Raw genomic sequence first — 21,254 nt, forward strand, 5'->3', positions numbered from 1 at the left:
CGGAGACGATTCCTTCGACTCAGTCCTCGGGCTGCACGGTCGTCGTGCCGGGCGCCGCCGGCCGTCCGGACGGAACGGGATCACCCGGCTCGGTGGGCTGGGCCGGGTCCGAATCCGCGGACCCGGAACTCGACCGCGGCATCACCGGAACCCGGGTGTTGCCCGGCTTGGTCGGCGCGGCCCCCGGCGTCGGGGTGTTCGGTGTACTCGGGCCGGGCGTAACCGGTTGCGGCGTGGTGGTTCCCAGCAGCGGACCCAGCAGATGCGGCAGGTTGGGCGGCAGCGGAATCTGCGGCAGATTCGGATCCGGCCGCAGTACCGGCGCGCTGGTGGTCGGCGTGACCGGCGGGACCTGATCGGCATTGGTCGTCGGCAGCGAACTGCCCGGCGAGGTGCCGGGTGCCGAACTGCCCGGCTGGGTGCTGCTCGCCGGCGGATGCTCGGTCCGGCTCTGCCCGGTGCCGTCCGCCGGTGTGCCCGCGGGCGTCGGAGTCGGCGCGGGTGTGGTGGTCAGCTGGGTATCGGTCGTCCCCGCCGGGGTCACATCCTGATGGGCGGTCGGCACGAGTTCCTTGACGCCGTAGCCGACCACGAGACCGACCACCACGACCGCGCCGACGAGGGTGCCGATCACCTTGGTGAAGGTTCCGGCCGATCCGTCGCTCCCCAGCGCGATCGGGGAGAAGGTGGAGGGCTGGGCCGAATCGGCCACCAGCGCCGCCCCTTTCGCGGTCACCGCCTCCGGCTCCGGAACCGAGACCACGGGGATGTCGAGCAGTGCGTCGAGTCCCTCGACCAACGACGCGATATTGGCGCCGCCGCCGATGATCGCCACCGCCTCCGGGACTTTCGGCGCGCGTGCGAAGACCGCCCGGGCGTAGTCGGCCGCCTCGTGCAGCAGATCGGCGATCAGTTCGGCGAAATCGGCGCGGGTCAGCTTCAGCGGCTGCCCGGCGACGTGGTCGATGGTCACCGCCGGGGCGATGGACAGATGCTCCTTGGCCGCCCGGCTGCGATTGATCAGCATGTTCCGGTTCGGCCGGGTGCCGCGGCGGGCGAAATGGCAGTCCAGCAGATGGTGGTAGATCAGCTCGTCCACCGCGGAGCCACTGATCGCTTCGGTGCGCTCGGAACGCAGCACGGTGTCGTCGGCCAGATCGGCCACGGTGACCGTCGTACCGGAGGCGCCGAGGTCGATCACCGCCACCGTCTCGTAGCGGTCGAGCAGGCCGGTGTCGCGCAAATAGGTCAGTGCCGCAGTACTTTCGGGGATGAGCTGCACATCCCGGCGCTGCCGGCCGATCGCGGCGCGAATCGCCATCGCCTGCTCGCGATCGCGGTAGGCGACCGCGATGGCGCCGGCCGGGACGGGCTGGGTCTGCGGCGCCGAGGCGCCGGGCGAGTGCGTGCCGACGCGGTGCAGATAGTCGCGGGGCATCTGCGTGGTCATCAGTTCGATCGACGAGGCGACCAGATCACCCGGATCGGAATGTGCCACATCCGCCGACACGACGCGGTAATCGAAACTCTGGGCACCGTTGGGCGCGGTGGCGACGACGGCCGAGCAGACGACCTCGTTCCCGGCGGAGATACCGAGGGATGTTCGCATGTTCACCTCCCTTCTCGAGCTGGTCGAGCGGACGGCCATGGTGGTACCGACCATCTCGAACGGACATCAGGGGCATCCGCTGTGCGGCGAATACTCCGCGCGCGGATCGGGACGGGTCTTCCTCCGTCGGGGGGCGGTCCGGTGAGGCGCCATACCGTCAGGCTGTCGGTCCCATCAGGTGCGATCCGTTTTCAGGGTCGGGACCGGCCGTCGATCACGTGCGGTCTTGTTCTCGTCTCAGGTGTGCGCGAGGTCGTCGCGCGATGGGTGAAGCTGTTGTACTCGGCGGATCGCGTGACGGCTACGCCCGATGGGCACGCCGTAACGACACAGCTGTCGTACGACATGACCGATCACGGAACCGTCTTACATACTGTCACAATCCGTTATCCGAACGTTACAGATTTTTCGGATCAATTGCCACGCCCTCGGGTGTGTCGTGAAGTCAGCACTGCCCACCCTTGAGCGCTGGCACTCTCATGTATAGAGTGCTAGTCGGCACTGGTTGTGCTCAGGTGCCAGCTCGACTTTGGGCAAGGGTCCCGGCACCCGCGACGACGGGGCTGTGCGCAGGGTCGGCACGGCGGTAGTGGTAACGCTCCACGAACGCCGCATCAACACCGTGACCAAACCGTGAGTCCGGGGAACAGCCCCGGACGACCGAATCCCCTGAAAGTGGAGGGCTCAACGTGGCGAGCGTGAACATCAAGCCGCTCGAGGACAAGATCCTCGTCCAGGCCAACGAGGCCGAGACGACGACCGCCTCCGGCCTGGTCATCCCCGACACGGCGAAGGAGAAGCCCCAGGAGGGCACCGTCGTCGCCGTAGGACCCGGCCGGTGGGACGAGGACGGCGAGAAGCGCATTCCGCTGGACGTCAAGGAAGGCGACGTCGTCATCTACAGCAAGTACGGCGGCACCGAGATCAAGTACAACGGCGAGGAGTACCTGATCCTGTCGGCGCGCGACCTGCTGGCCGTCGTCGACAAGTGATGACCGACCGATGACCCTCGCGGCCGTCGCGATTCGGATCGCACCGTAACGATCACTGCCCCGGTGCCCCACGCGTGGGCCCCGGGGCAGTGATCGTTGTGACTCCTGCTTCCGGCCGCGGGTCGTCGCAGGCCCGTCCACCACTCCCACCCCAAGGACATCTCAACCATGGCAAAGCAGATCGAGTTCGACGAGAGGGCTCGTCGGGCAATGGAACGCGGCGTCGACAAGCTGGCCGACGCCGTCAAGGTCACCCTCGGCCCGCGTGGCCGGCACGTGGTGCTGGCCAAGGCGTTCGGCGGCCCCACCGTCACCAACGACGGCGTCACCATCGCGCGCGACATCGACCTCGAGGATCCCTTCGAGAACCTCGGCGCGCAGCTGGTCAAGAGCGTCGCCACCAAGACCAACGACGTCGCCGGCGACGGCACCACCACCGCCACCGTGCTGGCCCAGGCCCTCATCAAGGGCGGCCTCAAGAACCTCGCCGCCGGCGCCAACCCGATCGGCCTCGGCGCCGGTATGAGCAAGGCCGCCGACGTCGTGTCCGAGGCCCTGCTGGCCGCCGCCAAGCCGGTCTCCGGCGAGAAGGCCATCGCCCAGGTCGCCACCGTCTCCTCGCGCGACGAGGAAATCGGCGAGATGGTCGGCAAGGCGCTGACCACCGTCGGCAAGGACGGCGTGGTCACCGTCGAGGAGTCCTCCACGGTCAGCACCGACCTGGAGATCACCGAGGGCGTGCAGTTCGACAAGGGCTACCTGTCGGGCTACTTCGTCACCGATCCCGACAAGCAGGAAGCCGTCCTCGAGGACGTCCAGGTGCTGCTGCACCGGGAGAAGATCAGCTCGCTGCCCGACTTCCTGCCGTTGCTGGAGAAGATCGCCGAATCCGGCAAGCCGGTGCTGATCATCGCCGAGGACGTCGAGGGCGAGGCGCTGTCCACCCTGGTCGTCAACGCCATCCGCAAGACCCTCAAGGTCGTCGCGGTCAAGGCGCCGTTCTTCGGTGACCGCCGCAAGGCGTTCCTCGACGACCTGGCCGTCGTCACCGGTGGCACCGTGATCAACCCCGACCTGGGCATCAGCCTGCGCGAGGCCGGTCTGGACCTGCTCGGCCACGCCCGCCGCGTGGTCGTCACCAAGGACGAGACCACCATCGTCGACGGCGCCGGCACCCAGGAGGCCATCGATGCCCGCGTCGCGCAGCTGCGCGGCGAGATCGAGGCCACCGACTCCGACTGGGACCGCGAGAAGCTGGAGGAGCGGCTGGCCAAGCTGTCCGGCGGCGTCGCGGTCATCAAGGTCGGCGCGGCCACCGAAACCGCGCTCAAGGAGCGCAAGTACCGGGTCGAGGACGCGGTCAGCGCGGCCAAGGCCGCGGTCGAGGAGGGCATCGTCTCCGGTGGTGGAACCGCACTGGTGCAGGCGGCCACCAAGCTGGTCGAACTGCGCGACTCGCTGACCGGTGACCAGGCCATCGGCGTCGAGGTCGTGCGGCAGGCGCTGCGGGCGCCGCTGTACTGGATCGCCACCAACGCCGGTATCGACGGTGCGGTCGTGGTCAGCAAGGTCAGCGAGGGCAAGGACGGCTTCAACGCCGCCACCCTGACCTACGGCGACCTGATCACCGACGGCGTCGTCGACCCGGTCAAGGTCACCCGCTCCGCGGTCCTCAACGCCACCTCTGTGGCGCGGATGGTGCTCACCACCGAGAGCGCCGTGGTCGACAAGCCGGCCGAGGAAGAGGCGGGCGACCACCACGGTCACGCGCACTGAATTTTCGGCCTCGGTATTTTCGGCCTCCGCTTCGCTCCGGCGGGGTTGCGGCCCCCTAGGGCTCGTCGATCGGCACCCGTTGCTTGCTCCTTCGTCGCGTACGCAACGGGCACCGATCGACGAGCCGGGCCGCAACCCGTGGGGGTTGGGTCGGGCCGACAATTTTCGGTGACGGCAGCTTGTGTAACGCCAACGGCCCGTTCACGTTCGAAACGTGAACGGGCCGTTGGCGTTTTGTGGTGAGACCGCGAGGGATCCTCGCTGGAGCCGTGGCGGCTGCGCCGGGGGCTCAGTTGAGGGAGGTGGGGCCGGGTTCCTCACCGTTGCGGTGAGCCGGTGGGCGAATGTGTCGTGCGGCGGGGGCGTGATCGTCGGCGATCGCGGCCAGGAGCCGCGTGCGGAGGGTGGCGGGTGGCTGGACGGCCGACGCCGAGGCGAACAGGGTAAGAGCTTCTCTGGTCAGTTGCACTTCCGTGTCGAAGTCCGCGCGCAGTACCGGATCGCCGGAGTCGAACAGCTCCTGCACCGCGCGCTGGTCCTCGTCGCCGATCGATCCGAGCGCGACCGTATGCGCGAGATCGATCTGGCTCTCGTTCATCTCACGTCACTCCCAAACTCTTTTTCAGTCGTGTCAATCCGTCCCGAATCCGGGACTTGACGGTCGGTAACCCTACTCCGAGGTAAGTAGCCACCTCGGCATATGTCCGGCCGCCGAAATACGCCAGCGAAATGGCCTCGCGCTGGGTTTCGGTGAGGGTGGCGAGGCTCTCGCGTACGGCCTGTTGTTCGAGTCGGCGGCCGACTTCCTCGGTGACCTCGTCGAATTCGTTGCCGAGAGTCGCGGCGCCGTAGGTGACCTCGCGCTGGGCGTGCGCCTGTTCGGCACGGACACGGTCGACGGCGCGCCGATGCGCGAGCGTCATCAGCCAGGTCACCGCCGAACCCTTGGCCGGGTCGAAATTGGCTGCGGTGCGCCAGATCTGGAGGTAGACCTCCTGGGTCGTCTCCTCCGCGTAACCGGAATCGTGGAGGACACGCAGCACCAATCCGAATACCCGGGCGCTCGTGCGGTCGTACAGCTCGGCGAATGCTTGCCGATCGGCCCGGCCGCAGCGCTCCAGAAGTGCCGCCAGCTCGATACTTTCGCTTGCGCGTGCCGTGATCGCAGAGTCCACACTCGGTGTGGCCACCCGACCGTCCCCGATGGATCCTTGGAACGAGTCGCCCTCTGCGGCCGGCGGCCGCGTTGTCACAACGCTCCATTCTGTGTCATCGGCCACTACCGTAGCGCGCCGCTATGACCTCCTTCCGGGTGGGGTGCGTCGGGCAACGCACCTGTGGCCCAGCGGATTTCGCGCATAAAACGACACGCCGAGGAGTGTATGGAGACACGCCGTGACACGCCGACGACTTTCACGAAACGCTGAGGCTTGGGTGCGGCTATTGGTCTACATGCGGCAGGCGAATCGGCGGTGGCCGAGAACCTGCGCCTGTACCGTTGTCGCCGGCCACGTTCAGTGGCCGGGTGTTTGCTAGGTATTCGGCGCCCCAGCTGGTTCGGATCGGTCCGGTGCGACCGAATTTCGCGTGCGCCGGTCAGACGGCCATCCGGCGGCGATTGCGCCGGGCGTGGAGCTCGCGTTCGGTCTCCGACATGCCGCCCCAGATGCCGTACGGCTCGCTGACCTTCAGGGCATGGCTGCGGCACTGCATGAGCACCGGGCAGGTCCGGCAGATCTCCTTGGCGCGCAACTCCCGCTGGGTGCGCGCGCGTCCGCGCTCGCCGTCGGGATGGAAGAAGACGGAGGAGTCCACACCGCGGCAGGAGCCGCGCATCTGCCAATCCCAGATGTCGGCGTTGGGACCGGGGAGGTGGGTGGGCATGGGCATGGTGAACTCCTCATGGTGCGAGCTCGTCGGCGTTGTCGAGCGGTGCTTGGCAGCAGCGGTCTGTCCGGACCCTGGGGCGGGGGCGACAGTGACCTCGCCGAGATCGGGCTCGGACCGTATCGCCGATCTCCGGCGATCGCAGTACGCGGTCGCCGCAATTTCGCGCGGCGCCGACGACGGCGATGAAGTACGTTAGGTCGCACAGTGAAATCACGTCAATAGATACGTCGATAGTGATCGCAATTCCGGCAGATCTCAGATTTAACCTGTGCGCTGTTTACTTTCCGGACCGGGAAAGCGATACTGACCGGTTGACTTGTTTCACGGGTATTGCGGCGTGTCTGTAGATTCTCACATTTTCCCAGCTCACGCAGTGCTTAGCGGAAGAAATGACCTGTTGTGCTTGCCAACGCTGGGGAGTGTGATATGTGATGTGGCACACTGGTCCCCGTGGCGCGGAAGAAGTCCGGATGGCCGAGTCGGGGCGGGCAGGTTAATAATCCGAAAAGCATGCGAATTTCGCTTCGGTGCGCCGGCGGTTAGCTCGTTGCAGATTTACCTGATGGAAACACGATGCCGCCGGTTTTTCGCTGAAAAATAGCCCGTGCGCGGTTCTGGGTACCGCACTCCTCCGGATAAGGTGCGCTGGTGTTGGATTTGTCCCCGCGAGTCGGCGGGTTGCTGGACTCCGGCAGCGCGCCCGTACTGGCCGACGCGGCGTTCGGCGGCCGCCCCGGGATCGCGCAAGCGGATCTTCCCGCCGCCACCGACCCCGCCGGAACCTGGCTGCGGGCGGTCGTCCTCGGTGGTCAAGGGCGATATGCGGCGGCACGCACCGAATTGCTGCGGGCCGCACGGCTGACCCGGGATCCGGTACTCGGCTCGCTCGTGGCCTCCACCGAGGCGTCGCTGCTGCGCCAGCTCGGCTGGCATGCGCGCGCGGCGATTCTGGACGGGCGTGCGGCGGCGCTGGTCGTGAACCTGCCGGTGGGGAGGGCGGCCGATCCGATGCGCGCCGCGGCGGTCTGCGACGCGCTCACCGGATTGGCCGCGGACGCGCTCGGGACCGGGCAGCCGCGGGTGTCCGCACGATTGCTGCGGCGCTGTCGTGACGAAGTCGATCGCGCGCCCGCGGATCTGCGAACCCTGGTGCGCTGGCATTGGGTCAGCGCCGAAACCGCCCTTGCCGCACCCGGTATGGGACTGGTCGCCGAGCCTGCCCTGGCTCATGCCGAGGCGGCGGTGGCCGCGGCCGAGCGGATGGGATCGGTTCGGCATCAAGTGAAGTCGCGGCTGCTGGTGGCCGCCGCGGCGGCGGGCGACGGTGACATCGATCGCAGCCGCGCCATGGCCGAGCTGGTCGATTCCGACTGCGCCGCACACGGATTGCTGCCGCTGCGCTGGGCTGCCGCGATGTTGCGAGCGGGGGTGTGCGAGCCGGCCGCGGCCCGCCGCGCGGCCGCGGAATCGGGTGCGTACGCGCAGATCCTGGCTGGTCGGGGCGGTCGGCTGCGGCTCGGTCCGGAAATCGGGTGAGCAGTGATCCCCCATGTTGTCCGACTCACATAGTTGAGCCGCTATTGTTGGTTCCGTTCCACCGACCGGTGGAAGCACCGGTCGAAATCCGGCCGTGCCACTTGTAACGCCAGGAATATCTCTGACGATGACGCACTCGGGCGAGGAGTTGGACGCCGCCGTAGCTGCTGCAGCTCAGGGCGACCGTTCCGCTTTAGCCCAGGTACTGGAAATCATCCGCCCGCTGGTAGTTCGCTATTGCCGCGCGCGGATCGGTTCCGCGGAGCGTGGGCAGCTCTCCGCGGACGACGTGGCGCAGGAGGTCTGCTTGGCTGTGATGACCGCCCTGCCGCGTTACCAGGACCAGGGGCGGCCGTTCATGGCTTTCGTGTACGGAATCGCCTCGCACAAGGTCGCCGACGCTCATCGCAACGCCGCCCGTAACAAGGCGGACGCGATGGCCGAAGTACCAGATGTCATATCCACCGACCAGGGGCCGGAGCAGCGCGCTCTCGAATCCGAAACGAGCCGGCAGATGAACAGTCTGCTGGCCACGCTACCGGAGAAGCATCGAGAGATCCTGATCCTGCGTTTGGTCATGGGTTTGTCAGCAGAAGAAACTGCTGTCGCCGTGGGCAGTACGGCGGGAGCTATACGAGTGGCTCAGCATCGGGCGCTCGCGAAACTGAAGTCACAAGTGGCGAGGGCAGGTGAAATGTATGGCTAGGGATGGCGAGCGCGGTCGGGGCGACTGGAAGGCGCGGCTTGGATCGCCGAACAGCGGTCCCTATGCCGAGGCATCCGGGGAGTCCGGTGATTCCGGGCCGGTGGATATCGCGGCGGTACGCCGCGACGATGCGCTGATCGACGCCATCGCCGGCGACGGTCCCGTCGCGACCGACAGTGCCGAGGAGTATCAACTCGCGAGCCTGCTCGCGAATTGGCGGGCCGATATCGTCGAGACTCCGATGCCGGCCGGTCCCGATCTGGACGCCGTGGTAGCGGCCGTCAACCAGGAGATCGGAGCGCGGGAGGCGAGGGTCAACGCCCATCGCCGTGGCAGATTGCGACTGGTACGTCCGTTGATGGGCGCCGCGGCCGCGGTCGCGGTGATCGCGGGCGGGACGACGGCGTTCTCCTACGGCGCGCAGCCGGGTGATCCGTTGTGGCGGGTGAAGGAGGTCGTGTTCAGCCAGCAGGCGCAGACCACGATCGCCCAGCGCGCCGACGACGATATGACCAAGGCGCAGACGCTGATCGACCAGGGACACCCGGAACAGGCCAAGGCACTGCTGGAGAGCGCTTCCACCAACACGACCCAGGTCGACGACAATTCGCGCAAGCAGGATCTGCAGCTGCGCTGGCAGCATCTGCTGGATCAGCTGAAGACCACCGCCCCCGGGGTGGCCGCCGCGCTGGAGTCGCTGGAGCCGAAGGCCAACACGACGCCGACCACTCCGACCGTGGTCGCGCCGACGACGCCGGGACAGGCCACCAACCCGAGCCAGCACGAGAGCAGCGGTTCCAAGCAGAGCACTCCGGGTCCGGAGATCATGCGCAGCCAGACCGCGCCTGAAACCGGGGCGAACGGTTCGGTACCGGGCACACCGGGCACCGAGCCGGGAAGTGGTTCCAAGCCGCCGACGCAACAGCAGCAGCAACCGCCGACGACTGCCGAGCCGCCGACGCACGAACAGCCGCCGACACAGCAGCAGCCGCCGACCAACGAGCAGCCGCCGACACAGCAGCAGCAGCCGCCGACGAATCAGCCCACCGCCAATTCGCCGACCACCATCGGCGGAGGGGCGGTGGTCCCGCCGACGCAGCCGCAGCAGACCGTCGCCCCGGTCCGCCCGTCGGTGCCCTCGGCGCCGACCGTGGTGGTGCCGCCGGCCGGTGGGGGATTGCACACCGGCATCGGCTAGAGCGACATATCCGGCCGGAACGACGTGTCCGGCCGGACGACATATCCGATACGAGAACCGATCGCCGATTCCGGCGGTCGGATTCGTGTTTTCGGGGGGTAGATGTGCGCGCCGAAATACTCGGCAGAAGTGTGGAAAGTCACACGCCGGACGTGCGCGCGGCTACGCCGACGCGAGCACTGCGCGGCTGTTGCGGAACGGGTCAGGCGTCGAAGCCGTCGAATCCGTCGCCGTGCAGGGCTTCGTTCATCGAGGCATCCGCGTATCCGCGGCAGTAGTCCCACGTCACGTAGGCCTCCGGCGTCGGATCGTAGGCGGGCTCGTGCGGGCGGACCGTGCCGTCGACCAGCAGTTGCAGCAGGTTGGCGCGCAGCATGTCCCAATCGTGGTAGTGGTCCTGCCGGCAATCCTCACAGCTCACCACGAGACCGCGGATGCCCCGATGGGACAGCAGCGCCTCGTACACCGCGAGATCGGCGAGATCCTCTTCGACCGCTAGGCGCTCATGGGGGTCCAACGGCTCCCCAGGCTCAATGGCATCGAGCGCGGCCGACGGGTCGGAGGGATCTCCGGCGAAGGGGTCCGGCGGCAGGCCAGGTGGTAGATGGTCACGCACAATCCCACGGTACGCAGAACCACCCCCTCCGCGCCAGCGCTGAAGGCATTTTGACGCGCTTGTTGCGCGGCTGTCACCCTCGTCCACCACTGTGTCCACCCTGGTCCACCACTGTGTCGGAGGCGACGAGGTCGCCCCCGCAGGCGGCCGATACCATGGATACACAGGCGCCGGGTAGCACGCTTCGGCTCCACCATCCATCAGCTGTTCTCGATCGGTACCGAGGTCCCCGGAAGACGGGGCCGCAGTACCGTATCGGTGCTTTCGAGGTCCAGGAGGGGTCGATCAGATGAGTAGTCCCGTGATGGGCGAACGAGCCGTCCGCCCGCATACGGGTGGTGACGATCCGAACAAGATCGCCATGCTCGGCCTCACGTTCGACGACGTGCTGTTGCTGCCGGCCGCTTCCGATCTGATCCCCAGCTCGGTCGAGACCTCCAGCCGGCTGACCCGCGAGATCACGCTGCGCACCCCGCTGGTGAGTTCGGCGATGGACACCGTCACCGAGGCGCGGATGGCGATCGCCATGGCCCGCGCCGGCGGTATGGGCGTGTTGCACCGCAATCTGTCGGCCGCCGATCAGGCCGCCCAGGTGGAGACGGTGAAGCGGTCCGAGGCCGGAATGGTCACCGATCCGGTCACCTGCCGCCCGTCCGACACCCTCGCCGAGGTCGACGCGATGTGCGCGCGGTTCCGGATCTCGGGTCTGCCCGTGGTGGACGAGACCGGTGCGCTGGTCGGCATCATCACCAACCGCGACATGCGATTCGAGGTCGATCAGAACCGCCGGGTCGCCGATGTGATGACCAAGGCGCCGCTGATCACCGCCCAGGAGGGTGTCACCGCCGAGGCCGCCCTCGGCCTGCTGCGCCGGCACAAGATCGAGAAGCTCCCGATCGTCGACGGCAACGGCCGGCTGCGCGGGCTGATCACCGTCAAGGACTTCGTCAAGACCGACCAGTACCCGAACGCCACCAAGGACCGCGACGGCCGGCTGCTGGTCGGCGCGGCGGTGGGTGTCGGTGAGGACTCCTGGTCGCGCGCGATGAGCCTGGCCGACGCCGGGGTCGACGTGCTGATCGTCGATACCGCGCACGGCCATCAGGCCCAGGTGCTGCAGATGGTCGCCAAGGTCAAGAACGAGGTCGGCGACCGGATCCAGGTCGTCGGCGGCAATGTCGCCACCCGCGAGGGTGCGGCGGCGCTGGTCGAGGCCGGCGCCGACGCGGTCAAGGTGGGTGTCGGACCCGGTTCGATCTGCACCACCCGCGTGGTCGCCGGCGTCGGCGCCCCGCAGATCACCGCGATTCTCGAGGCCGTGGCCGCGTGCCGCGCCGCCGACGTGCCGGTGATCGCCGACGGCGGCATCCAGTTCTCCGGCGATGTCGCCAAGGCCATCGCCGCCGGTGCGTCGACGGTCATGCTCGGTTCGCTGCTCGCCGGTACCGCCGAATCTCCCGGCGAACTGATCCTGGTGGGCGGCAAGCAGTTCAAGAGCTATCGCGGCATGGGTTCGCTGGGCGCTATGCAGGGCCGCGGACAGGGCAAGTCCTACTCCAAGGACCGCTACTTCCAGGACGACGTGCTGGCCGAGGACAAGCTGGTGCCCGAGGGCATCGAGGGGCGGGTGCCCTTCCGCGGTCCGGTGAACCAGGTCATCCATCAACTGGTGGGCGGTCTGCGCGCGGCCATGGGCTACACCGGTTCGCAGTCGATCTCCGACCTGCAGCAGGCGCAGTTCGTGCAGATCACCGCGGCGGGCCTCAAGGAGAGCCACCCGCACGACATCACCATGACGGTCGAGGCCCCGAACTACACCGGCCGCGGCAAGTAGGAGCCGGAGCGGAGGGGCGAAGCCCCTGCCACGTCAGCTCGGTACGCCGTCGCCGCGGCGGCTTTCCGAACATCGGGAGGCCCCGCGGATCGGGTCCCCATGCCTGCCGTCCGACACGGACCGCCCCCGGCGTATGGCGTACGCCGGGAACTGGGAGGATGGACGCGCGTCGGCGTGAGATCGCCGCGATGTCGTGACGTCGGCGCGCGCAAGTTCGTCGCACACACGGGCGTGGCAGCACACACTAAGGAGAGACATCAGTGCGGGACATGGTCGAGATCGGGATGGGTCGGACCGCCCGGCGTACCTATGAGCTGGACGATGTCGACATCGTCCCCTCGCGGCGCACCCGGTCGTCGAAGCAGGTGTCGCTGGCATGGCAGCTGGATGCCTACCGGTTCGACATCCCCGTGGTCGCGCATCCGACCGATGCGCTGGTGTCGCCGGAATTCGCGATCGAACTGGGCCGCCTCGGCGGACTGGGCGTCATCAACGGCGAGGGACTCTGGGCGCGGCACGCCGATGTGAGCGCGCGCATCGAGCAACTGGTCGAGGTGGCCGAGCACAAGGGTCCCGAGGCCGCGGTCGAACTGCTGCAGGAACTGCACGCCGCGCCGATGCAGCCCGATCTGCTGGCCGCCGCGGTCGCGCAGGTGCGCGCCGCCGGGGTGACGGTCGCGGTGCGGGTGAGCCCGCAGAACGCGCGCGCCCTGACCCCGAGTCTGGTGCAGGCCGGCATCGACCTGCTGGTGGTCCACGGCACCATCATCTCCGCCGAACACGTGGGCGGCGCGAGCGCGGTGCCGGCGGAGGACGCCGGCTCGTCGGTGGAACCGCTGAATCTCAAGACCTTCATCGCCGAACTGGATGTGCCGGTGGTGGCCGGTGGCGTCAGCGACCACCGCACCGCCCTGCATCTGATGCGCACCGGCGCCGCGGGCGTGATCGTCGGTTACGGGTCGATGCCCGGCGCCACCACCACCGGTGAGGTGCTCGGTATCGGTGTCCCGATGGCGACCGCGATCGCCGATGCCGCCGCCGCTCGCCGCGACTACCTCGACGAGACCGGCGGTCGCTACGTCCACGTGATCGCCGATGGTGACATCGTCTCCTCCGGCCAGCTGGCCAAGGCCATCGCCTGCGGTGCGGATGCGGCGATGCTGGGTGTACCGCTGGCGCTGGCGCAGGACGCGCCCGGCCGCGGCTGGTACTGGCCCTCGGCGGCCGCGCATCCGTCGGTGCCGCGCGGCGCGCTGCTGCAGTTCGCCGAGCCGGACGAGCAGCCCACCCTGGAGAAGGTGCTGTACGGTCCGTCCAGCGATCCGTGGGGGTCGGTGAATCTCGTTGGCGGCCTGCGTCGTTCGATGGCCAAGGCCGGATACTGCGATCTGAAGGAATTCCAGCGGGTCGGCCTCAGCGTGCGGGCCTGAGATCTCGCGCCGTGACCCGGATCAGTTGAGCCGGGTCAGCACATCCCCGCGCAGGAAGTCGCGAATCGCGGCGTTGACCTGCGCGGGGTGGGTCATGTTGACCGCCTGACGGGCATCCTCGATTTCGCAGAACCGCGATCCGGCCAGTCGGCGCGCCATTTCCAGCGCGTGCGCGCGCGGGATGCCGGCTCGCGTGGGATGGATGACCAGTGCGGGACAGGTGATTTCGGACAGCCGGTGCAGGATCGAGTCGCGGGCCAGCAGGCATCCGGCCGCGGCCTCGAGTTCGTGCGGGTCGCGCGCCAGCCATCGCTTGGTCCACACCGACCGGTACCAGGCGTCGTCTCCGATCAGCCAGTGCGCCATGTGCTCCGCGAGGACATGCCGGATATTCGGCTCCTTCCAGCGGTCCAGGAAGCGGCGCGAGGTCGCGAGTTCCTGCGGGGTGGGGCTGTGTGCCTCGGTGGAGATCAGGATCAGCGCGGCCACCCGTTCGGGAGCGAGCAGCGCGGTGCGCATGGCGCTGAACCCGCCCTGTGAGGTGCCGCCGACCACCGCGCGTTCGACGCCGAGCTGATCCAGCACGGTCAGGGCGTCGCGGGCCGCCGTCCAATAGGTGAAGGGCAGCCCCTCGTCGCGGGTGCGTCCGTGTCCGCGCGCATCCCAGGTGACGATGCGGAACTCCGGTGACAGCGCGGCCGCCTGCGAGGCGAACATCGTTCGGTCCATGAAGAATTCGTGCCCGAGTAGCACCACGGGACCACGACCGCCGGAATCCTCGTAATGGATTTCGGCATCGATCGCACGGGCGAATGGCACGAGCACGAGGATAGCGGTCGCCGAGTACTGCTGCTCCGCCTTCGCGATCGTCGCGGAGGCCGGCGAGCATGGATATGCGTTGGCGGATAGGCCGTTTCGGACACCGGTCGGCACCTGTCGATACGACCGGCGTCGGATCGGCGGAGTGGGGGCGGTCACGGCCGCGACCGGCAGGCTCGCCCGCCCTCGAGGTGCGCCGATGCGCTCACTAAACTGTGCGGGTGGCAGAAACCCAGCGACCAGTTCTCGTCGTCGACTTCGGGGCGCAGTACGCGCAGTTGATCGCGCGGCGCGTGCGCGAATCCAGTGTCTACTCGGAAGTGGTACCGCATACCGCGACCGTGGAGGAGATCGCCGATCGGCAGCCGCTGGCGGTGATCCTGTCCGGGGGCCCGTCCAGCGTGTACGCCGAGGGCGCGCCGCAGCTCGATCCGCGGCTGTTCGACCTCGACATCCCGGTCTTCGGCATCTGCTACGGATTCCAGGCGATGGCGCAGGCGCTCGGCGGCACGGTCGCGCACACCGGCACCCGCGAGTACGGCCGCACCGAACTGAACATCGACGGCGGCGTCCTGCACGGCGGACTGCCGACGGTGCAACCGGTGTGGATGAGCCACGGCGACGCGGTCACCGATGCCCCGGCCGGTTTCGAGGTCACGGGGACGACGGCCGGTGCGCCGGTCGCCGCCTTCGAAGATCGCGCCCGGCGGCTGGCCGGTGTGCAGTACCACCCCGAGGTGATGCATTCGCCGCACGGTCAGCAGGTGCTGAGCCGGTTCCTGCACGAAATCGCCGGTATCCCCGCGGCCTGGACGCCGGCCAATATCGCCGACGCGCTGGTCGAGCAGGTGCGTGAGCAGATCGGCGACGGGCACGCGATCTGCGGGCTGTCCGGCGGAGTGGATTCCGCGGTGGCGGCCGCGCTGGTCCAGCGGGCTATCGGCGACCGGCTGACCTGTGTATTCGTCGACCACGGCCTGCTGCGGGCCGGTGAGCGCGAGCAGGTGCAGCGTGACTTCGTCGCCGCGACCGGGGCCAAACTGGTGACCGTCGACGCGGTGGAGAAGTTCCTCGGTGAGCTGAAGGGGGTCACCGATCCGGAGGAGAAGCGCAAGATCATCGGCCGCGAGTTCATCCGCTCCTTCGAGGACGCGGTCGCCGAGGTCGTGAAGTCCACCGGCGAGGAGGACGGTCACGGACCCGCGGTCGAATATCTGGTGCAGGGCACCCTGTATCCGGATGTGGTGGAGTCCGGCGGCGGTTCCGGCACCGCCAACATCAAGAGCCACCATAATGTCGGCGGCCTGCCCGAGGATCTGGAATTCGAGCTGGTCGAACCGCTGCGACTGCTGTTCAAGGACGAGGTTCGCGCGGTCGGCCGCGAGGTCGGGCTGCCCGAGGACATCGTTGCGCGCCAGCCCTTCCCGGGGCCGGGCCTGGCGATCCGGATCATCGGGGAGGTCACCCCGGACCGGCTGGAAACCCTGCGGCAGGCCGACGCGATCGCGCGTGAGGAGCTGACCGCCGCCGGCCTGGACGCGCAGATCTGGCAGTGCCCGGTGGTCCTGCTGGCCGATGTGCGCAGCGTCGGCGTGCAGGGCGACGGGCGCACCTACGGCCATCCGATCGTGCTGCGGCCGGTGTCGAGTGAGGACGCCATGACCGCGGACTGGACCCGCCTGCCTTACGAGGTGCTCGAACGCATCTCCACCCGCATCACCAACGAGGTGGCCGAGGTCAACCGCGTGGTGCTCGATGTGACGAGCAAGCCGCCGGGCACCATCGAATGGGAGTGAGCGGCTGTCTCGACCGATAGCGGAGAAGGGGCCTTCCAGCGTCGGCTGGAAGGCCCCTTCTTTCTGTCGGGCGCCCTCTTCCGGACGCTATTTCTTCCTTCGCGGTGAAATCACCAGGGCGATGCCCACGACCACCGCGACGCCCACCACGATCCAGCCCACCGGCACCGCACTGTGGAAGGGCCAGGAGGTGGGGCCGATGAAGGCCCAGACGCTGACCAGCAGGGCGAGTATTCCGGCCGGCAGCAGCGAGAACGACGGTCCGCGCCGAGTGTCGGTCCGAGTGTCGGCCGTTTCGTTGTCAGCCACGTTTCACCTCCGCGTTTCCGGCGTGGACATCGATGTCGAGAGTGAGAATCGGCCCGTCGGCCGGTCCGGTGGGCCCCTGCGGACAGGACACATCGCCCATGCTGGCGTTGCAGGTGGCGTGCAGGCGCATCGATTCCGGCACCAGCACCCGGAAATCGCCCATCTGCACATTCACGTGGACCGTGCGATTCTCGGTCAGGGGCAGTTGGCGCAGGTCGAGCGTGCCCGAGCCCATGGTGATCTTGTATTCCGGCGCCAGATCGGCGGCCGTGGCCGGGGTCCAGACGTGGTCGCCCATGGCCCCGCGATCGAATTCGACCGGGCCGACCATCGAGGCGAGGATGACGAAGCCGGCCAGCGGCGCGAGCACCACCATCAAGCCGTAACCGCGGCGCAGGAAGGCTCCGACGATCAGGCCGAGGCCGACCACCGCCAGGGCGACCGCGCCGATCCGCGCGGGGGTCATCCAGTCCGCTCCGGCGGCGGCCACCGCGCCCGCGGCCGCTGCCGCCAGGACGGCCAGGCCGATCACCACCGGGGTGAGCCGGGACCGCGGCCGCGGTGCCGGGACGACGGCCACCGGGCGTTCCTGCGTGGGGGCGGGCAGATCCCAGGCCATCGGCGCCACGCCGAGCGGATCCCAGCCTGCCGGGGTGGGGCCGATATGCGCCGGGTCCGGGATCGGGCGGGTGCCGCTCGGGCGCGGGCCGGGGGGAGGTGTCGGGGTGGGACGGGCACTTCCGCCGGGGCCCGAGGAATCATCCGGGCCGGACTCGTCCTCGGCCGTGTGCTCGGCCGAGACTGCCGCCGCTTCGGATTCGACGGGGAGCGGCCGGGTCATCGCGACCGTGGGGCGATCGTCGGGCGGCATCTCGTCGGTGGTCATCTCGTCGGAGGGCGAGTCCGATTCGGCGGCAACGGGTCCGGAGGTACCGGGTTCCTCTGCCGTCGGAACGCCTTCGGTCGCCATGCTTTCGGTCACTTCGTCGGCTGAGCTCGCAGTGTCGGGCGAGTCGGCTCGTGCTTCGTCCGGAGGACTCTCCGGCGTCACCGTGACCGGATCGACCCGCAGTGGGGTCGTGGCGGCTGCGCCGATCGGTTCGGTTGCCGTCGAGACGTCGCCGTTCGCGGGTTGTGTGGGCGTGGCCGGAACCTGGCTGCCCGCAACACGGTTCGGATCCGGTTCGTAGTGGTCGGGCAGTTTGGTGAACGGTCCGTACTGACTCCCGCTCCACGGCGACCCACCCGGGAAGCTCGCCCCCGGATATCCCGTCGCCGCGATACCGCCCTCGGCCGCCAGCGGATACGAGCCGTCGAACGGTGGTTCCGGCTGCCGCATGTAGAGCAACCACCAACCGGCCACCATCAGGGCGAAACTGATCACCCCCGAGCCGCCGAGTCCGACTCCCACCGGACCCATGGTGGTGACCGCGATCGCCAGGGCGACGATCAGGACGATGGTCTTGGTGGACGATTGCGAACTCCGTCCGCGACTGATCAGCCCCTCCGCGGGTGATACCGCATCACCCGCCGGGGGCAGCAGCAACCATGCCGCCAGATACAACACGATGCCCGCACCGCCGAAGATCGTCGACACCACGAACGCGACCCGGATCAGGACCGGGTCCACGCCGTAGCGACGGCCGAATCCGGACGCCACGCCGGCGACCGGACTCTGTCCCGGCAGCCGTGTCGGACGCGTCCGCCACAGGTGCTGGAGCTGTTCGCTGAATCCCGTCCGGCTCGTGCCGCCGGTCCCGCCGCTCGCTGTGGTCATAGCTCAATGGTGGCCGTGAGCAGTATCGAATGGCATCGGGGTTCACCCTGAAACCGAACCTGAACTACATCTGGATGGGATCACCCAGGATCATGCCGGTCCCGCTGTCGCCGGGAGTGTCGGCATTGATCGAGGTGTAGGGCTGGACGGTGAGCGGCCCGGCGCAGTTGTCGACCTCGATGCGGAAATCGCGGCTGTAGAGGGTGCCGGTCGTATCGGACTTCAGATCCTTGTCGGCGACCTTCACATCGGTCACCTTCCCGGGTTTCAGGGTGGTGTCGACGGTCGCCGAACCCGAGATCGTCCCGTCGACCACATCCCAGTACAGGCCGGGACTGACCTGACTCGGGGCGATGTACAGATTGCCCGAGAGTTCGGAGAATCCGGACAGTCCGGCCTGGATCGCCACCGAGGCGTCCATTTCGGCGGCGCACGCCACCAGATATCCGGCGTGGAGTTTGCCGGTCGCCGGTGCCGCGACCCGCCCGTAGAAGGTGCCGTCGACCAGCACCTCACGGTTGGTGGGCATTCCGTTCAGCGGCGGGATCGAATGGGCCTGCTGATCGGAATTGCCCACCGTGTAGGTGAATTCCGGCACCGAGTACGTGCGCTCGTGCGCGGCGGACGCGCCCGCCGCCGACGTGGCGGCGACGGTGCATCCCCCGATCGTTGTCACCGCGACCATTACCCACTTGCGCACATGTACTCCCCGGATCGGCAGCCTCGACGCGAGCATGCGCGATCCGCCCGCGGACCGCGGTCCGCCGCGATATTTCACCAAGATCGTCGCGAGTCGAGCTCCAGTGTCACTGGCAAGGTGCTGGGAGTCTCCTGTGTCCCCTGCGTGGCAGGGACCGGCCGCGGTAGGGGCGGCACGGTCCCGGATACGGCACTCAGAGCCACTCAGAGCACGGTCGGATCCGCGAAGACGGCGCCGTTCCCGTCGACCTCTGCCGCGGAGACCTCGATCCTGCCGTAGGCGCGGATGGTCAGCGGACCGCCGCATCCCTGCACCATGAGATGGAAGTCCCGGCTGACGAGAGAGTCGGTCTCCCCGGCGCCGAGGCCGAGGCGTCGGCGCTGAAACCGAGGTCGATATCGACCGCGCACGCGACGAAACAGCCAGCCTTCAACGTTCCGGTGCCGCTCGGTATCCGCGCGTAGGACGTGTTGTCCAGGAACACTTCTCGATTGGTGGGCATGCCGTTCAGCGCGGTCACCGGATGGGCCGCGTAATCGAGCGACCGGAAAGTCCGGTCCGGCCCCGGGCGCGTTCCGGACCGGACAACCCCGAGATCGGGAATCCGGGTATTTCCCGATGGTCGGTTGTCGGGGTGACGTGCCAGGATCGAAGGCATGTACCCGTCCATGCCCGCATTCGACGCGCGCTCGGGGTTCGACGGTCGCGTGGGGTTCGAACCTCACGCCGGTGTGGACGGTCTCGGGCCGGACGGCCGGGGCGCCGATCCGGTCCTCGAGCAGCCGCGGTTGCTGCGGCGATCCGGTGGGCGGGTCGTCGGCGGCGTCGCGGGCGGTATCGCCGACCATCTCGGTGTCGACGTCTTCAAGGTGCGCATGGCGTTCGTCCTGCTGTCGGCCTTGATGGGGGCGGGGATCGTGGCCTACGGGCTGCTGTGGATCTTCACCTCCTCCGGTGCGGACGGCCCGCCGCCCACGGCGTCCGAGCGGCGGCAAGCCGTCGGGCTGGTGCTGCTCGGGCTGGCGCTGTCGGTCTCGATGGCGTGGTTGTTCAACGGGACCGCGGCGCGGGTGGTGGCGCCGATCATCGTGGTCGCCGTCGGCGCGGCGCTGGTGTGGCGCGAATTCGATGCCGAGGGGCCGCGTTCCATTCTGGGTCTGCCCGCCCGGCCGACCGTGCTCACCTGGACGCGCATCCTGGCCGGGGCGACGCTCATCGTGGTCGGGCTGGGCGTGGTGGTGCTGGCCCGCATCAACCTGAGTTCGCTGGGTTCGGCGCTGATCGCGGTCGCGGTCACCCTGATCGGCGTCGGTCTCCTGACGGTGCCGCTGTGGTTGCGCATGATGCGCGCCCTCAATGCCGAACGCTCGGCCCGCATCCGCAACGAGGAACGCGAGGAGATCGCCTCCCATCTGCACGATTCGGTACTGCAGACCCTGGCGCTGATCCAGCGGCAGGCCGACGACCCGCAGGAGGTCGCCCGGCTGGCCCGCAGCCAGGAGCGGGAACTGCGGAAGTGGTTGTTCGAGGATTCCATGCCCGCGCAGTCGAGCCTGGCCGCCGCCCTGCGCACGATCGCCGGTGAGGTGGAGGACCAGCACGGCGTCCAGGTCACTCCGGTGACCGTCGGCGACGTCTCGATGGATGTCGGCGACACCGGATTCGGCCTGCCGAAGGAACATTTCACCGCCCTGCTCGGCGCCACCCGCGAGGCGCTGGTCAACGCCGCCAAACATGCCGGTGTGCCGACGATCGACGTCTTCGCCGAGGTGGAACCGCATCAGGTCAGCATCTTCGTGCGCGATCGCGGCACCGGTTTCGATCCGGCCGCCGTTCCGGCGGACCGGCAGGGCCTGGCGAAATCCATTCACGCCCGGATCGAACGCCGCGGCGGCACCGTCGAGGTGCAGACCGCACCCGGCCGCGGCACCGAGGTGCGAATCATGATGCCCCGCAAGGATTCCGAAGGTCAGAGCGAAACCGGCGGGTTCGACGACGCCGAGACCGAGATGCCCGCCTCCGGCGAAACGGACGGCGCCGGCGATGCGCAGGACCGGCCGCAGCAGGCCGAGACACAGCAGGCCGGGCCGCATCAGGCCGAGACCGGGGGATCGCGAGGGGAGACCGCGGAGACCGGCCCCCGCCGGTCGCACTAGCGGACGCACCCGCGGAGTGGACAGAATTCGGACCGACGGTGATGCCGCCGTCCTCGAGGCCGGTGCCGAGCACCCCGACCACCGATGTGGTACCGATGAGTTGGCGCCGC

Annotated in this window: 20 protein-coding genes; 9 read left to right on the plus strand and 11 right to left on the minus strand. The window is 68.5% G+C overall.

Annotation, left to right across the window (positions count from 1 at the left end):
* Positions 1 to 19: 19 nt before the first annotated feature.
* Positions 20 to 1,609 carry a DUF7159 family protein gene (locus AC5592_RS08360; protein ID WP_063920274.1) on the minus strand — a complete coding sequence of 530 codons (1,590 nt, stop codon included), beginning with the start codon at positions 1,607 to 1,609 and terminating at the stop codon, positions 20 to 22.
* 689 nt (positions 1,610 to 2,298) lie between these two features.
* Between AC5592_RS08360 and groES the strand changes: the two genes are divergently transcribed.
* Positions 2,299 to 2,601 (plus strand): co-chaperone GroES, encoded by a 303-nt coding sequence (gene groES, locus AC5592_RS08365; RefSeq protein ID WP_030513506.1) that lies wholly within the window; start codon positions 2,299 to 2,301, stop codon positions 2,599 to 2,601.
* Positions 2,602 to 2,769: 168 nt separating this feature from the next.
* Positions 2,770 to 4,377, plus strand: coding sequence for a chaperonin GroEL (groL, locus tag AC5592_RS08370; RefSeq protein ID WP_063063869.1), 1,608 nt, complete (start codon positions 2,770 to 2,772; stop codon positions 4,375 to 4,377).
* Positions 4,378 to 4,666: 289 nt separating this feature from the next.
* On the opposite strand, the gene AC5592_RS08375 is transcribed toward groL, so the two are convergent.
* The 3 genes from AC5592_RS08375 to AC5592_RS08385 form a co-directional block, all read right to left on the minus strand.
* Complete coding sequence (locus AC5592_RS08375; protein WP_232329263.1) at positions 4,667 to 4,975, minus strand: RskA family anti-sigma factor; 309 nt, start codon at positions 4,973 to 4,975, stop codon at positions 4,667 to 4,669.
* A gap of 1 nt (position 4,976) precedes the next feature.
* Complete coding sequence (locus tag AC5592_RS08380; RefSeq protein WP_036498306.1) at positions 4,977 to 5,552, minus strand: sigma-70 family RNA polymerase sigma factor; 576 nt, start codon at positions 5,550 to 5,552, stop codon at positions 4,977 to 4,979.
* A 421-nt stretch (positions 5,553 to 5,973) separates the two neighbouring features.
* Positions 5,974 to 6,267, minus strand: coding sequence for a WhiB family transcriptional regulator (locus tag AC5592_RS08385; RefSeq protein WP_030513510.1), 294 nt, complete (start codon positions 6,265 to 6,267; stop codon positions 5,974 to 5,976).
* 648 nt (positions 6,268 to 6,915) lie between these two features.
* Between AC5592_RS08385 and AC5592_RS08390 the strand changes: the two genes are divergently transcribed.
* From AC5592_RS08390 to AC5592_RS08400, 3 genes are all read left to right on the plus strand, one after another.
* A complete protein-coding gene (locus tag AC5592_RS08390; protein ID WP_174372256.1) occupies positions 6,916 to 7,803 on the plus strand; it encodes a hypothetical protein in 888 nt (295 codons plus the stop codon).
* A gap of 127 nt (positions 7,804 to 7,930) precedes the next feature.
* Positions 7,931 to 8,509 (plus strand): sigma-70 family RNA polymerase sigma factor, encoded by a 579-nt coding sequence (locus AC5592_RS08395; RefSeq protein WP_030513512.1) that lies wholly within the window; start codon positions 7,931 to 7,933, stop codon positions 8,507 to 8,509.
* Positions 8,502 to 9,707, plus strand: coding sequence for an anti-sigma-D factor RsdA (locus AC5592_RS08400; RefSeq protein WP_084506470.1), 1,206 nt, complete (start codon positions 8,502 to 8,504; stop codon positions 9,705 to 9,707). The genes AC5592_RS08395 and AC5592_RS08400 overlap by 8 nt, the downstream gene beginning before the upstream one ends.
* Before the next feature lie 202 nt (positions 9,708 to 9,909).
* Here AC5592_RS08400 and AC5592_RS08405 read toward each other — a convergent pair whose 3' ends face one another.
* The gene (locus tag AC5592_RS08405; RefSeq protein ID WP_025347353.1) at positions 9,910 to 10,323 is read right to left on the minus strand and encodes a DUF5319 domain-containing protein; all 414 of its coding nucleotides are present in this window, start codon (positions 10,321 to 10,323) and stop codon (positions 9,910 to 9,912) included.
* A gap of 289 nt (positions 10,324 to 10,612) precedes the next feature.
* On the opposite strand from AC5592_RS08405, the gene guaB reads away from it, so the two are divergent.
* Together guaB and AC5592_RS08415 are read left to right on the plus strand one after the other, a co-directional pair.
* Positions 10,613 to 12,157 (plus strand): IMP dehydrogenase, encoded by a 1,545-nt coding sequence (gene guaB, locus AC5592_RS08410; protein ID WP_232329264.1) that lies wholly within the window; start codon positions 10,613 to 10,615, stop codon positions 12,155 to 12,157.
* A 260-nt stretch (positions 12,158 to 12,417) separates the two neighbouring features.
* Positions 12,418 to 13,587, plus strand: coding sequence for a GuaB3 family IMP dehydrogenase-related protein (locus AC5592_RS08415; RefSeq protein WP_036498307.1), 1,170 nt, complete (start codon positions 12,418 to 12,420; stop codon positions 13,585 to 13,587).
* A 21-nt stretch (positions 13,588 to 13,608) separates the two neighbouring features.
* Here the strand turns inward: AC5592_RS08415 and AC5592_RS08420 are convergent, their stop codons facing one another.
* Positions 13,609 to 14,406 (minus strand): alpha/beta fold hydrolase, encoded by a 798-nt coding sequence (locus AC5592_RS08420; RefSeq protein ID WP_036498322.1) that lies wholly within the window; start codon positions 14,404 to 14,406, stop codon positions 13,609 to 13,611.
* A gap of 215 nt (positions 14,407 to 14,621) precedes the next feature.
* Here AC5592_RS08420 and guaA point away from each other — a divergent pair, with 215 nt between their 5' ends.
* Positions 14,622 to 16,202: a glutamine-hydrolyzing GMP synthase gene (gene guaA / locus AC5592_RS08425; protein WP_371507150.1), complete on the plus strand. Its 1,581-nt coding sequence runs from the start codon at positions 14,622 to 14,624 to the stop codon at positions 16,200 to 16,202.
* A gap of 87 nt (positions 16,203 to 16,289) precedes the next feature.
* Here guaA and AC5592_RS08430 read toward each other — a convergent pair whose 3' ends face one another.
* The 5 genes from AC5592_RS08430 to AC5592_RS08450 form a co-directional block, all read right to left on the minus strand.
* Complete coding sequence (locus AC5592_RS08430; RefSeq protein WP_036498309.1) at positions 16,290 to 16,511, minus strand: hypothetical protein; 222 nt, start codon at positions 16,509 to 16,511, stop codon at positions 16,290 to 16,292.
* Positions 16,504 to 18,288 carry a PspC domain-containing protein gene (locus AC5592_RS08435; protein WP_063063871.1) on the minus strand — a complete coding sequence of 595 codons (1,785 nt, stop codon included), beginning with the start codon at positions 18,286 to 18,288 and terminating at the stop codon, positions 16,504 to 16,506. The genes AC5592_RS08430 and AC5592_RS08435 overlap by 8 nt, the downstream gene beginning before the upstream one ends.
* 64 nt (positions 18,289 to 18,352) lie before the next feature.
* Positions 18,353 to 18,988 carry an MspA family porin gene (locus AC5592_RS08440; RefSeq protein WP_198163787.1) on the minus strand — a complete coding sequence of 212 codons (636 nt, stop codon included), beginning with the start codon at positions 18,986 to 18,988 and terminating at the stop codon, positions 18,353 to 18,355.
* 203 nt (positions 18,989 to 19,191) lie between these two features.
* Positions 19,192 to 19,305: a hypothetical protein gene (locus tag AC5592_RS08445; RefSeq protein ID WP_371507151.1), complete on the minus strand. Its 114-nt coding sequence runs from the start codon at positions 19,303 to 19,305 to the stop codon at positions 19,192 to 19,194.
* A complete protein-coding gene (locus AC5592_RS08450; RefSeq protein ID WP_084506474.1) occupies positions 19,278 to 19,658 on the minus strand; it encodes an MspA family porin in 381 nt (126 codons plus the stop codon). The genes AC5592_RS08445 and AC5592_RS08450 overlap by 28 nt, the downstream gene beginning before the upstream one ends.
* Between AC5592_RS08450 and AC5592_RS08455 the strand changes: the two genes are divergently transcribed.
* A complete protein-coding gene (locus AC5592_RS08455; RefSeq protein ID WP_198163789.1) occupies positions 19,645 to 21,144 on the plus strand; it encodes an ATP-binding protein in 1,500 nt (499 codons plus the stop codon). The two genes, AC5592_RS08450 and AC5592_RS08455, sit on opposite strands and share 14 nt — an antisense overlap.
* Positions 21,145 to 21,254 lie beyond the last annotated feature (110 nt).

This window comes from Nocardia violaceofusca NBRC 14427, from assembly GCF_963869435.1.
Taxonomy (GTDB): Bacteria; Actinomycetota; Actinomycetes; order Mycobacteriales; family Mycobacteriaceae; genus Nocardia; species Nocardia aobensis.

Excerpts from the sequence above, each read along its gene's own strand:
- AC5592_RS08360 (WP_063920274.1), bottom strand. The coding sequence starts at position 1,609 with ATGCGAACATCCCTCGGTATCTCCGCCGGGAACGAGGTCGTCTGCTCG.
- groL (WP_063063869.1), top strand. The coding sequence starts at position 2,770 with ATGGCAAAGCAGATCGAGTTCGACGAGAGGGCTCGTCGGGCAATGGAA.
- AC5592_RS08375 (WP_232329263.1), bottom strand. The coding sequence starts at position 4,975 with ATGAACGAGAGCCAGATCGATCTCGCGCATACGGTCGCGCTCGGATCG.
- AC5592_RS08385 (WP_030513510.1), bottom strand. The coding sequence starts at position 6,267 with ATGCCCATGCCCACCCACCTCCCCGGTCCCAACGCCGACATCTGGGAT.
- AC5592_RS08395 (WP_030513512.1), top strand. The coding sequence starts at position 7,931 with ATGACGCACTCGGGCGAGGAGTTGGACGCCGCCGTAGCTGCTGCAGCT.
- AC5592_RS08400 (WP_084506470.1), top strand. The coding sequence starts at position 8,502 with ATGGCTAGGGATGGCGAGCGCGGTCGGGGCGACTGGAAGGCGCGGCTT.
- guaB (WP_232329264.1), top strand. The coding sequence starts at position 10,613 with ATGAGTAGTCCCGTGATGGGCGAACGAGCCGTCCGCCCGCATACGGGT.
- AC5592_RS08435 (WP_063063871.1), bottom strand. The coding sequence starts at position 18,288 with ATGACCACAGCGAGCGGCGGGACCGGCGGCACGAGCCGGACGGGATTC.
- AC5592_RS08445 (WP_371507151.1), bottom strand. The coding sequence starts at position 19,305 with ATGGTGCAGGGATGCGGCGGTCCGCTGACCATCCGCGCCTACGGCAGG.
- AC5592_RS08455 (WP_198163789.1), top strand. The coding sequence starts at position 19,645 with ATGTACCCGTCCATGCCCGCATTCGACGCGCGCTCGGGGTTCGACGGT.
- AC5592_RS08450 (WP_084506474.1), bottom strand. The coding sequence starts at position 19,658 with ATGGACGGGTACATGCCTTCGATCCTGGCACGTCACCCCGACAACCGA.